The following is a 12434-nucleotide window of genomic DNA, read 5'->3' as shown; positions in this document are numbered from 1 at the left end:
GGTCAACCACCGGCGGGCCTGCTCGAGGTGCCATCTCGGTGACCGGGGCGGCGGGGTGGCGGGGCAGCAAAGAGCCAGCGCGCCCAAGCTTCAGCACCCCAGCGCGACCTTCGTCCCCACGAGGTACGCCCCAAAGTCCTCGCAGCCGAAGCGCGCCCGCATGAGCAGGCTGCCGTCCTTGAACGCCCCCGGCACGTCCAGGCCATGAGCGAGGGCCGAGTAGAAGGCCTTCGAGAACAGCAGCGCCGCGTCGTCGAGGATGTTTCCGTCCATCGCGACCACGTAGGGCAGCCGCGGGCGGCGCGAGACCGTGCGCAGGGAGTCACAGGCGTTGAGGATCAGACACTGGATCTCGCTGCGGGCGGCGAAGAGCTCGAGCAGCGCCTCGAGCTGGACCGGGACCGCGGCGCCTCGCTCATCCTCGAGGCGCAGCCAGCCGCCCCCGTGGTGACACGAGATGTGGACGATGTCGTAGTCGCGCTCGAGCAGCGCCTCTTGAATCCCGACCAGGGTCGTCGCCGAGCGGAAGCTGGGTTCGATGGCGGGCGAGTTCCGCAGCGCCTTGCGGATCACCTCTTGCTCGGCGCCCAGGCGCAGGTAGCCATCGCCGAAAGTGGGGTTGGCGAACAGGCACAGCACGCGCAGAGGCTCGAGCCCGAAGAAGTGCTGGTCGAGGGCCGCCGGCAGGACCTCGTCGGAGCGAACGGGGAGGATCGTCCTGGACATGCGCTGCGCGCAGGCCAGCTGGCGCTGACAGACCCGGTCGCGCTCGAAGGCCGGGCCAACGAAGGGACAAAACAGCTTACTCGCGCTGATCCTGGCGAGGTCGACGTAGCTCGTGATTCCCGTGTACTCCCGCGCCAGGCGAACCAGGCGCACGCTCCCGGCGATCAACTGAGGCTGGAGCTTGGCCTCGAAGCGACGCAGGCGGTGCTCGTCCTCTCGGGTGCAGGCCACGCTGATGATGAGTGGATCGTTTTGCGTGGTCATGGCTCAGCGGGTCCGGTAGGCGTCGATGACCTTGTCTTCGTTGGCGCGCGCGTCGGCGAACTCGGGGCTGGTCAGCAGCTCGCGCAGCTGCTCTCGCGCCTTGTTCAGGTAGCGCTTGACCGTGGCCAGGCTGACCTGCATCGACTCCGCGACCTCCTCGAGCTTGAGCTCCTCGCAAAAGCGCAGCTCGAAGGCGATCTGGTGGTCCACCGGCAGACGCGAGAGCGCGTTGGCCAGGCGCTGGCGACGGTCCAGCTGGGAGCTCAAGGTCCCCCCGAGCTCGGCCACGGAGATCTTCGAGCTCTCGAAGCGCTCGGTCGGGCGCTTGTTGCCGAAGTAGCTGAACAGGCGGTTGCGCGCGATCCCCCACAGGTAGGCCTTGGGGTTGCGGATCCCAGCCGGGTCCGTGCGCACGAAGTGCAGCAGGGTCTCTTGGGTCAGGTCGTAGCAGTCGGGCTCGGGCACCTTGGCCTTGAAGAAGCGCTTGAGCTTGGGCCAATTTTCGCGGGCCACGGTGGCGAGTTGTTGATTGGGAGCTTGGTTCATCTCGGTCCTCGAAAGTCATGGCTGTCTCGCGGAGCAAAACGGCTCGGGTTTGGCTAAAAAAAATCGAAAAACTTCCAAGGCTGGCTCAGTAGCCCTGGCGCCGAGCCGAGAGCTTGGTGCCATCTGCGCCCTCTCCGACGGCGAAAGACCAGCCGTAGACGGCCCAGGCCCACGCGGGGTCGAGGGGATCCGTGGCCAGCCAGCGCCCCTCCTCGTCGAATTCGACCCTCAAGGAGTGATTTCGCGCGGTCTCGCCCTTGGCGAAGCCGATCAGCCGACACTTGTCCGCCTCCTGCAAGGACAGCGTCCAGCGCCGGCTCCCGCCGCCGGGCAGGCGCCCGTCGACGATCCAGTCACCCGCGACGAGCTCGGCCTCACACCCCTTGCCGCCGCTGACCGGGCTCCACTCCCCGTCTCGCCAGCGGGCGAGCATGCGCTGCGTCGACATCGGCGTCTCGAAGTCGGCGCTCGGCGGACCGCACTCGCCCACGCGGCTGTAGTGCTCGCTGCACCTCGTGGTCTCGCAGGACTTTCGGGCGACCTCGCCGGCGCACAGCAGCTCGCACTGGTAGCGGCAAGGCAGCGCCTCGACCGTGGCCACCGAAGGCCGCCCTCGCCCTTCGCGAGCGCCGCGGACCAGCCCGCGGATCCCCGGTCGCCCGCCATTGACCAGGCGCGAATAGACGCCGCGCGCCTGGCCATCGTCGACCTCCAGCGAGAAGTAGTAGCGCCGAGTGTCCTGCTCGCTGCTGGTCTCGAGCAGCCAGGTCCCCTGAACGTCGACGAGCGCGCCTCTGCGGACCACGTGCAGCGGCGCCTCTCCCCGCAGCGGCGCCTCGTAGCGCTTGGTCCGGGCGCCATCTCGATAGGAGAGCTTCGCCATGCGACCGACGAAGTCGCAGTCACCACGCGCGACGATCTCGAGCTCGAACTCGCTGACGACGCCTCGACGCGAGCTGTCCCAGTCCCACAGCACCTCGTTTTCCAGGCTCCAGACGCCGACCAGCTCCGAGCTCGGGCAGCCTGTCACCGCGCTGGGCGCCTCGACCTCGTCGCTGGCGACTTGCTCGACCTGGTCGCGCTCGTCCGCCGCCTCGCCCCCGATCCAGCCTCTCCACAGCGCCAGGCCCAGGCCGCCGCCACCCAAGAACAGCACGGCCCCCATGCCCGCGGCCAGCCACGCGCCCTTGCGACTGGGCGCCGCCTCGTCGTCGAGGCGCTCCCATCTCCACTGGTCATCCCAGCGCGCCGGCAGCTCCGCGAGCAGCTCGCGCATGCTCGGGTAGCGATGGACCGGATCCAGGGCCAGCGCGCGGTTGAGCACCCGGGCCACCGCCCCGGGGAAGCGGTGCTGCTCGACGTAGGCCACCCCCGCGGAGGTCACCGGCGGCAGGCAGCCGAGCAGGCCCTCGTGAAGCGTGAGCGCGAAGCTGTACTGATCGCTGCGCGCGTCGTTCTTGCCCAGGCGCGCCTCCGGGGCCATGTACTCGTAGGTCCCGACGATCTGGGTGTCTTGCCAGCGCGCGATCACCCCGTCGCCAGCGTCGGGCTGCGTCCCGCTGCGGTGACGCGCGAACCCGAAGTCGACGACCAGCGCTCTGCCCTTCTCGTCGATCATCACGTTCTCGGGCTTGAAGTCGCGGTGCACCACCCCGGCCTCGTGGGCGTGGACCAGGCCCCAGCCGGCTTGGTGAAACACGTCGAGGACCTGCTCCCGCGAGCGCTTCACCATGCCCAGCCAGCGGCGCACGCTCTGGCCGTGAACGTGCTGCATGGTCATGTAGAAGCACAGCACCAGCAGCGGCTGGCCCGGCGCCTGGCTGGGGTCGAGGTCCGCGCGCTCGAGGGCCAGCGCGCCGTCGCCGAAGTCGTAGACCCCGACCACGTTTTGATGCTCGAGGCGCGCGAGGGCCTGGGCCTCGAGCACCACCTCCTGCGAGACCGCCCCCGGCTGCAAGGCGGGGTAGAGCTTGATGGCCACGCTGCGGTGCAGGTGCTCGTCCGTGGCCAGGCAGACCAGCCCGCGCCCGCCCTTGCCGAGGATCCGTAGCAGCCGATAGCGCGTGTCGATGAACAGCGGCGGCGCCAGGCCGAGATCGACGAGGGCCAATCTAGCGCCCACGGCGTTCTCGACGTCCGTGACATCGAGCTGCGGATCTTGCCAGAACTCGGCCGAGCTTCGTCTAGACAGCAGTGTTCCGTGGCCAACCACGGATTCAGTGTCTACGATTCACGGATGGCAGCGCAAGCTCGGCCGCAGCGCCAGCTCTCGCCCAGCTCGATTTCGTCCGCGCGCTTTCTTCGACGACGCCCCACGAGCGCTCTCGCTCTCACCGGTCGGGCTCGGCGGCGCGCTCGCATTCGCGCACCAGGGCAACGGTCTCAGGCGCCGGACCACCAGTTGCTGACGAGGCGAAAAATTGAGTGATCCATACGTCCACCGCTTGGAATTACCCCACGAGGCAACCAGGCATGAAACGAACGCTCTCCTTCACCACGCTCATCGCACTCACGCCGCCGCTCACCGGCTGCACACCACCCTCGGCATCCGATGACGAGTCGGGCGCGGATACGAACGCCACAGAGGACAGCGAAGGCAACGCCAACGACGACGAGATCACGACGACCACGACCGACGAAAGCGAGACGAGCGTCGACACCGACGAGAGCAGCACGGACACCCAGAGCAGCACGGACACCCAGACCAGCACGGACACCCAGACCAGCACGGACACCCAGACCAGCACGGACACCAGTGATGACGGCGCCGCCTGCGAGCAGGACTGCTCCAAGCTCGACGACTACTACGGCTGTGGACAGGGCGAGTGCATCGACGGCGAGTGTGTCTACGTGGCGGCCCCCGACAACACATCTTGCGTGAACAACGGGAGCAACGAATGCCTCGCCAAATGCATGTCCGGCGTATGTGGTCCAAAAGAAGGCACCGACCCCTGCGGCTATCTATCCAACGACTGCAGCGTCGGGTTTTGCGACCAGGGCAAGTGCCTGATCGACTTTTGTGACGAGTTTGACGGCGAGGCAGAGCTGGGGATGAGGATACTGACCCGCTGGTTCCCCTTCCCTGTCGGCATCGAGATTGGCGCCAACGTACTGGTCACATCCTATCACTTCTATTGCGACGACTGCGAAGTACAACACTACGAAATCATCAGCTCTCTCGATGACGGCCAGCTGCTCCTCTTCGCCGCCCTGGGCTCCAATTACAAGAACACCGATTACTGGTTCGGCACGCCCTTCGAGGACCTCGCCGACCCCATCGTCTCGATCGACAAGGTCGACATGGATCTATGCGAGCCGGTCGAGCTACCCTACGAAGAAGAATGCTTCGTGACCCAGGTCTCGACACAGTTCGATCATGCCAACGGTTCGATCGCCTCACTGCTGAGCTACACCGCCGGATCCCTGGAGAACTACGGGATAATGGCACTCAATGTCGCCAACGAGTCGGGGGCGTGCAACGAGGGGGCCGGCTGGGCCGAGACCTACGTCAGCCGCCTCGACGACTGCGACGGCCTGTGCCCGCCGCCAACGATCGTCGACAGCTGCGTCGAGTCGGATCTCTCCTACCCCTACGACAGCGCCTGGGTCTATCCTCTCCCCCTCTCCAGCGATCCCTATTATCCTTACGGGGGCTGGCAATTCGAGTGTCAGATCCTCGATGTCATGGAGGTCCCCTCGGACTGGGGTGGGAACCTGTTCGACGTTCAGCTCGACTGCATTCCGATCACTTTGCTCCCAGACAAATGAGCCCAAGCACGAGCGCCTTCGCCGGGCTCTTCCGCCTGCTCACGGGCAGCTGCCGGGGTTCGTGGTGGTGGACAACCCAGGGTCTTTGACTACGATCGACCTCGTCCACCCTGCCAACTGCCATCCCGCGCAGCGTTTCCATGCCCGCCACCGCCCCCACCATCCACTCGCCTCTCGCCTTCCCCTCCGCGCTCTTCGCCCTGCTCGCCCTCGCCTGCACGGACCCAGCCAGCAGCGAGGGCGACGAGGCCGGGTCCGCAGACACCACGGGCACCAGCGCCGACACCAGCGCCGAGGTCGGCGGCGGCGAGCCCTGCGAAGACGGCGACCTCCACGAGGGCGAAGCCACCTACTACGACGCCGACGGCTCGGGCAATTGCAGCTTCCCCGCGACCCCGAGCGACCTCATGGTCGGAGCCATGAACGCCGCCGACTACGCCGGCTCCGCGGTCTGCGGCAGCTGCGTGCGAATCGACGGGCCCGAGGGCACGGTCGAGGTGCGGATCGTCGACCAGTGCCCCGAGTGCGCCCCCGGGGACATCGACCTCAGCCCCGAGGCCTTCCAGGCGCTCGCCCCCCTCGAGCACGGCCGGGTGCCGATCTCCTGGACCTACATCCCCTGCGCCGTCGACGGGCCGATCACCTATCACTTCAAGGACGGCAGCAACCCGTGGTGGACGGCCGTGCAGCTCCGCAACCATCGCCACGCCATCGCCAGCTTCGAGTTCCTCGACGAGGACACCTGGGTCGAGGTCCCGCGCCTCGACTACAACTACTTCGTGTACGACAGCGGCATGGGCGAGGGGCCGTTCTCGTTTCGGGTCACCGACGTGACCGGCGAGGTGCTCGAGGACTCGGGCTTGCCTCTGCTCGACGACGGCGACGTCGACGGCCAGGCTCAGTTCCCGGCCTGCGAAGGCTGAGCCGCGTCGCTCCGCGTTGTCGATCCGCGGCCAGGGTCGACTTCCTCCGCGCAAGACCCGCGAGCGATCAGTCCAGGATCCAGCGGAAGGCCGTCCCGACCACGAGCGGGACCTCCGTCTCGATCCCGAGGGGCAGATCGTCGAAGCGCCAGGTCTGCTCGTCGATCGTCCGCGCCACGCACAGTCCATCGGGGCTGGTCGAGGTCCCGACGTGCGCCGTCGAGCTCACGCTGATCCCCTCGCCGGGGCGCAGGTGCTGGATCGACGCGCCGCTCAGCGCCTCGATCGGCGGGTCGGTCCACACCGGCGAGCTCGCGCAGAGCAGCTCGCCCTCGGCGTAGCCGCGCAGGTAGTAGGTGTCGCCGACCCGCCCCATGCTCAGGCCAAAGACCTCGCTGATCGGGGCCTCGAAGTCGAGCGCCTGCCAGGGATCTTCGGGCCCAAGCTGGCTGAAGATCCGCGCCGCCGCGTCGTCGCGCCAGACCGTGAAGAGCTCGCCCTGCGGCCCGACCCGCGGCCCGGCGTAGCTACAGTCCGCCCGCCAGTGCCCCGCCGGCGGGACCAGCTCCCAGTCCGTGGACACGGCGTCGGGATCGAGGATCAGGTAGCGGGTCTGCTCGCCCGAGCTGATCTCCGCGGCCACGTGGCCCGCCGGGCCCAGGGTGTAGCCCTCGAAGGACCAGCCATTGAAGAGGTAGGGCTCGAGCTCCGGCCAGGGCACGATCGTCTCTGCGTCGCCGCGCTGCTCGACGTGGACGATCTCGCCGGCGTCGTTGCCCAAGTAGTAGAGCGTCGAGTTCAGCCGGTCCCAGGCGATGTCGTAATCGTCCCACTGGGGGATCTGCGGGCTTTTATCCTCCTGGGTCTCGACGTTGTGCCAGGCGGGGAAAGACTCGCCGACCTCGTTGGCCACCCAGCCGTCGGCCTGGATCGTCCCGCCGACCACGCCCTCGAAGAGATCGATCTGCCCCTCGGCGCCGACGGCCATCGAGTAGCTGTTGTCGCTGTCGTCGTAGGGCGAGTAGGCGAAGAAGGCCGCGCGGCCCTCGGCGCTCACGTAGGGCTGGCGCCCGTCGGGCTCCCAGATCTGGTCGGCGTACTCCCAGACCAGCGCGCCGCTGTCACGCTCGAAGGCGCGGTGGTGGGCCTGGAGGTTGTCCGTGCCGGGAGCGTCGTCGTAGACCACCACGTAGACGAACTCGCCGCGCGCGTCGTAGAGGATCGCCGGCTCGGCGTCCGCGGCCGCGTCGGGCAGGCTCGTGTCGAGGGCCGTCGTGCTGCCGTCGTTGTGGAGGATCTCGACGCTGAGCGCGTTCTCGTCGACGACGATGGCCAGGCCGCGATCCGGCGCCCAGCCCGTCGAAGGGCACAGGCCCTCGGGCTCGCCTCCGGTGTCCGTCTCCGTCCCGCTCTCCGTCTCGCTCCCGCTCTCCGTCTCCGACTCCGTCTCGCTCTCCGTCTCCGACTCCGTCCCGCTCTCCGTCTCCGACTCCGTCCCGCTCTCCGTCTCCGTCTCCACCCCACTCTCCGTCTCCACCCCACTCTCCGTGCTCTCGGGGCCCTCGCTCGTGTCCGGAGCCGTCTCGCCCCCCACCTCACCGCCCGTTGTCCCCGCGCTCTCGCCGACATCGTCGTCGGCGTCGCTTTCCCCAGGCACGCAGGCGGTGCCGAGGAGAATCAGGGGCGCCAAGAGTGCCAAAGAGCGTCGACTCGAAGGGATCATGCGACTAGCGATAGCACGCGCTCTCACGCCGCCATGATCGAATTCGACGATACCACCGCCTTGGACCATTGGCGTGGCGACCGCTACCCTCGCGGCTGAATATCAACGCGAGGGTCGCGGCGGAGGCGTCCACTCGAAAGGGGCGATCCACTCGGCGTGGCCGAGCGAGGCCTCGACGGCGGCGAGATCGACGTCGGGATCGATGAGCCGCTGGTAGTCGCGATAGTTGAGCCGCGCCCACGCGTCGACGCGGACCTCGACCGGATGCCCGAGCCGAGCCCGCTCGCGGGCGGCGATGTGGTGGGCATACTGCAAGATCAGCTCGGGCTGGCCAGCCATCTTGCGGCGCTGCCGTTTGGTCAGCTCGCCCTTCCCCCGGACCTTCCACACCTCGCCCGTCTCTGGATCCCGGACGCGGAAGCGGAGCTTGCCCTTCTTCGAGCGCAGCTTCATGCGCCAGGCGTACTTGTGCCCCTCCTCGGTCCACGCGACCGGGCCCGGATAGAGCAGGTGACGCAGGGGCAGCGCGCACTGGATCGCCAGCCACAGGCCGATCCCGGCCACGAGCACGCGAGACATCGAAGCAGGCCCGACCGCGGCGGGCTCTCGCGCTCCGAGCCTGGCCCCCAGCACCGGGACGTGGCGCGGCCAGTCGGCGGCAAAGAAGATCGGGGTCGCGCCGAGCATCAGCCAGGGGAACACGCCGATCTCGAACAGCGCCGCGTTCGAGACGTGGAACACGAGGGCGGCGGCGACGGCGAGGGGTCGAGTCTTGCGCCACACGAGCGCCGGCACGATCAAGAGGTCGAAGGCGATGCCGGCCCACTGGACGAAAGGGACAAAGACTGGCGCTGCGATGAGCCCGGCAGCCCATGGGTTGCGCTCGGCGGCGTTTTGCATCCACTGCGCGACGGGTACGCCGTGGAGCCAGTCACTGTTGAGCTTGGCGATGCCGCCAAACACATAGACGATCGTCAGCTGGGCCTGGAGGACAAAGCGCGGCCAGCGGGGAGTCGGACGATCGCCGAGCCTCGCGTCGCGCCAGGCGTCGACCGACAACACGCGATGCGCGGGCATCCACATCAGCAAGAAGGCGAGCAGCGAGATCAAGTAGGCGTGGTTGAGGTAGTGCGCGGGCGAGAGCAAGAACGCGTAGGTGTGGGCCAGGAAGTAGTAGACGACGGCCACACGGTAAAAAGCTCCCGCGGCGATCATCAGCCCCGCGACGACCATCCCGGCGTAGACGGCGGCCATGCCCGAAGCCGAGAGCGGCTCGAGCCACGCGAAGCCCTCGTAGTGAAACAAGAACGCGGGCTCGCAGTAGTGGGTCCACGCCCAGCCCTTCCACATGTAGCGCGCCGCGTCCCAGGCCACGGCGAGGCCGAAGCTGACGCGAAAGAGGGCGAGGGCCGAGCCGTCCTCGGGCGCGCGCAACCAGCCCCCGAAGCGCTGAAGTCGGGAGCGGATCGAGTCCCTCACCCGCGCATTGTAGCGGCGCGCGATCGAGGCGAGTGCGCGCTGCGAAGGCGCTCGCTGCGATCACGCTGTCTCCAGGCGCGACTCACAGCCCCGCGCGCGCTGCGAGCTCGCCGAACATCGCCTGGGCCCGCGCGGCGAGCTCGGCCGCGTCGATCCGCGTCAGCTTCCCGCCTCGCTTGTGCACGCGCCCGTCGATGAGCACCGTGTCCACCCAGGCCGTGGTCGCGTGGTGGGTGAAGGTCTTGGCCCGGTCCAGCCCGAGGTGCGCGAGCGCTGGCGGCCGCAGGGCGACGATGTCCGCCGGACCGCCGACCTCGAGCCGCCCGACGCCAGGGATGCCCAGGGCCTCGCCACCGCCGCTCGTCGCCCAGCCGAGCACGCGCGCGTCGGCGCCGACGCGCTGCGCCTCGCCGAGGGCGTCGAGCAAGTTGGCGCTGAGCTTCATGACCTCGAAGAAGTCTGCCCGGCTGGCCAGGACCAGGTTGTCGACGGACAGGCCGACCTTCACCCCGGCGTCGATCATCGCGAGCAGGCCCGGGAAGCCGTAGCCCACGGCGGTCTCGGTCCACGGGCTGATGAACACGGGCGAGCCGGCCTCGGCGAGCATGGCGTAGTCCTCGGGCCGGGCGTGGGTGGCGTGGACCAGCTGCACGTCGGGGCCGAGGCGGCCCTCTTCGTACATCAGGGGGATGTTGTGCTCGTCGGCCGCGGCCCGCTTCGAGGCGACGTGCGCGGTGATCGGGACGCCCAGGGCCCGCGCGCGATCCCACTCGGCGCGCCAGACCTCGCCGGCGCTGCGGTCGGGGCCGCGGGCGGCGATCCCCACGTCGATCAAGCTGCCCTGGATCCCCTCGACTTGGGCGAGCATGGCCGCGACGGTGTCGAGATCCATGATCTCGTCCTCGCCCAGGCTCTGGCTGTAGCCGCAGGAGAAGCGCCCGCGCACCCCCGAGCGCAGCTGGGCGTCGAGCTCGGCCGCGGCGTGCTCCGGCGAGCGGACGTTGTGCGCCCAGTTGTTGACCGTGGTGATCCCGCTGGCCACGCACTCCGCCAGGCCGAGCTCGACCCCCAGGGCGCTGGCCGCGGGCGTCCAGACCTTCGCCAGCGCGCCCATGGACGGGTAGAAGCCGCCGAGCTGACTGTTGTCGGCGCCGCGAGCCAGGGAGTTCCACAGGTGAAAGTGGGTGTCGACGAAGCCCGGCAGCAGCCAGCAACCGCGCAAGTCCAAGCCAGGCTCCCCAGCGCCCGCAGACGACGGCGCGCGCTCGATGGACACGATGCGCCCCTCGACCACGCGCAGGTCGTAGCTGCCCTCTTCGCCCTGCGGGGCGAAGATCGCGGGCACGCGGGCGCCGGTCAGCAGCCAGCTGCGCCCCTCGAGCGCGGCCGGCTCGACCTGGTTCGCCTCGCCAGGCGCGGGTGCCGGGGGCTCGGGACACGCGCCACGGGAGCGGCCCCCGCAACCCGACATGCTGGCGACCAACGAGGGGGCGGCGAGGCCGAGCTCGAGAAAGGCGCGTCGCTTCATGGCTTCGACATAGCGCCAAAGCGAGGCTCGCACCAACCTCGCGTCGCGCTCAGTCGAGCGGAGGCACCGCCGTGGTCTTGCCCTGCGCGTCGAGGGCGACGAGCACGAACTCCCCGCGCGTGGCCAGCTCGCGCTGTCCGCCGAGCAGGTCCTCGGCCCAGACCTCGACGACCACGCGCATGGAGCTGCGGCCGGTGTCCACGAGCGAGGCGATCAGCTCGAGGAGCTGGCCTTGCTTGACCGGGCGCCGAAAGTCCACGCGGTCGCTGCTCGCCGTGACCACGGTGCACCGACACCAGCGCGAGGCGACCACGAAGGCGGCCTTGTCCATGAGCGCGAGGGCCTGGCCGCCGAACAAGGTCCCGTAGTGGTTGGTCTGCTCGGGGAAGACCATCTCGATCATCCGGCACTCGCGGACCTGGCCCGGGCACGCGGGCTCGCTGCGTTCTGAATCAGAAGTCGACATCGAGGGCGACGCTCCCTTCTACCGCGTTTTGATAGGCCGAGACCCGGCGCTCGAAGAAGTTGGCGAGCTCCGGGATGTCTTGCAAGGCCATGAAGCTCAGGGGGTTTTGCGCGCCGTAGCGCGGCGGCAGGCGCAGGCGGACCAGGCGCTGGTCGGCGCAGTACTCGAGGTAGCCGCGCAGGTCGGCCACGGTCAGCCCCGCGACGCGGTGCGCCGTGCCCTCGAGCAGATCCCGGGCGAACTCGGTCTCGCAGTCCACGGCCTCCTCGATCATCTCGACGATCTGGGCCGCGAGCGCGTCGTCGAAGAGCGCCGGGGACTCGCGGCGGATCACGTCGACGACCTCGAAGGCGAATTCCATGTGCCCGCTCTCATCGCGGAACACCCAGTTGGTGCCCGCGGCCAGGCCGTGAAGCAGGCCGCGCGAGCGCAGGAAGTACACGTAGGCGAAGGCCCCGTAGAAGAACAGGCCCTCGGTGCAGGCCGCGAAGCAGATCAAGTTGAGCAAGAAGGTGCGCTGGTCCTCGGCGCTCTCGAGCCGCTCGAGGCCGGCCATCGGCGCCTGCCAGCGCGCGCAAAACTCGGCCTGGGCGCGGATCGAGGGGATGTTCTCGACCGCGGCGAAGGCCGCCTCGCGGGCCACGGGGTCCGGGACGTAGGTGTCGAGCAAGGTCAGATAAAACTGCACGTGCAGCGCCTCCTCGTAGAGCTGGCGCGAGAGGTACATGCGCGCCTCCGGGGCGTTGAGGTGGCGGTACAAGCTGAGCACCAGGTTGTTGGCGACGATCGAGTCCCCGGTCGCAAAGAAGGCGACCAGGCGCTCGATCAGGTGGCGCTCGGCCGGGCCCATGCGCTCACGCAGGTCGCGGAGGTCCGTGGAGAAGTCGACCTCCTCGACGGTCCAGGTGTTGCGGATCGCCGCCCGGTAGCGCTCGTAGAAGCTGGGGTAGACCATCGGGCGCAGCGTCAGGCACTGGCCGGGGTCGAGGAGGTGGGCGGGGCGATGGTGGT

10 protein-coding genes are annotated in these 12434 nt (G+C 68.8%); 2 read left to right on the top strand and 8 right to left on the bottom strand.

What is annotated here, in order from left to right; genetic code table 11:
* Positions 1 to 90 precede the first annotated feature (90 nt).
* The 3 genes from G6O69_RS11915 to G6O69_RS11905 form a co-directional block, all read right to left on the bottom strand.
* A complete protein-coding gene (locus G6O69_RS11915; RefSeq protein WP_172303631.1) occupies positions 91 to 990 on the bottom strand; it encodes a hypothetical protein in 900 nt (299 codons plus the stop codon).
* Positions 991 to 993: 3 nt separating this feature from the next.
* A complete protein-coding gene (locus G6O69_RS11910; RefSeq protein WP_172303630.1) occupies positions 994 to 1536 on the bottom strand; it encodes a sigma-70 family RNA polymerase sigma factor in 543 nt (180 codons plus the stop codon).
* 85 nt (positions 1537 to 1621) lie between these two features.
* Entirely contained in the window at positions 1622 to 3748 is a 2127-nt protein-coding gene (locus G6O69_RS11905; protein ID WP_172303629.1) for a serine/threonine-protein kinase, read from the bottom strand.
* 260 nt (positions 3749 to 4008) lie between these two features.
* Here G6O69_RS11905 and G6O69_RS11900 point away from each other — a divergent pair, with 260 nt between their 5' ends.
* Both G6O69_RS11900 and G6O69_RS11895 read left to right on the top strand, forming a co-directional pair.
* Complete coding sequence (locus G6O69_RS11900; RefSeq protein ID WP_172303628.1) at positions 4009 to 5304, top strand: hypothetical protein; 1296 nt, start codon at positions 4009 to 4011, stop codon at positions 5302 to 5304.
* A gap of 140 nt (positions 5305 to 5444) precedes the next feature.
* The gene (locus G6O69_RS11895; protein ID WP_255215766.1) at positions 5445 to 6227 is read left to right on the top strand and encodes an expansin EXLX1 family cellulose-binding protein; all 783 of its coding nucleotides are present in this window, start codon (positions 5445 to 5447) and stop codon (positions 6225 to 6227) included.
* A 67-nt stretch (positions 6228 to 6294) separates the two neighbouring features.
* Here G6O69_RS11895 and G6O69_RS11890 read toward each other — a convergent pair whose 3' ends face one another.
* From G6O69_RS11890 to G6O69_RS11870, 5 genes are all read right to left on the bottom strand, one after another.
* Positions 6295 to 7917: a hypothetical protein gene (locus G6O69_RS11890; protein WP_172303627.1), complete on the bottom strand. Its 1623-nt coding sequence runs from the start codon at positions 7915 to 7917 to the stop codon at positions 6295 to 6297.
* Positions 7918 to 8052: 135 nt separating this feature from the next.
* Entirely contained in the window at positions 8053 to 9429 is a 1377-nt protein-coding gene (locus tag G6O69_RS11885) for an HTTM domain-containing protein (protein ID WP_172303626.1), read from the bottom strand.
* 82 nt (positions 9430 to 9511) lie between these two features.
* Positions 9512 to 10957, bottom strand: coding sequence for an amidohydrolase family protein (locus G6O69_RS11880; RefSeq protein ID WP_172303625.1), 1446 nt, complete (start codon positions 10955 to 10957; stop codon positions 9512 to 9514).
* Positions 10958 to 11006: 49 nt separating this feature from the next.
* Positions 11007 to 11423: an acyl-CoA thioesterase gene (locus G6O69_RS11875; RefSeq protein WP_172303624.1), complete on the bottom strand. Its 417-nt coding sequence runs from the start codon at positions 11421 to 11423 to the stop codon at positions 11007 to 11009.
* Entirely contained in the window at positions 11410 to 12378 is a 969-nt protein-coding gene (locus tag G6O69_RS11870) for a ribonucleotide-diphosphate reductase subunit beta (RefSeq protein WP_172308205.1), read from the bottom strand. Before G6O69_RS11870 ends, G6O69_RS11875 begins: the two co-directional genes overlap by 14 nt.
* Positions 12379 to 12434 lie beyond the last annotated feature (56 nt).

The organism is Pseudenhygromyxa sp. WMMC2535, assembly GCF_011083025.2.
Note: the sequence above shows the minus strand (reverse complement) of the source record. Positions and strands in the feature narration are given on the sequence as shown.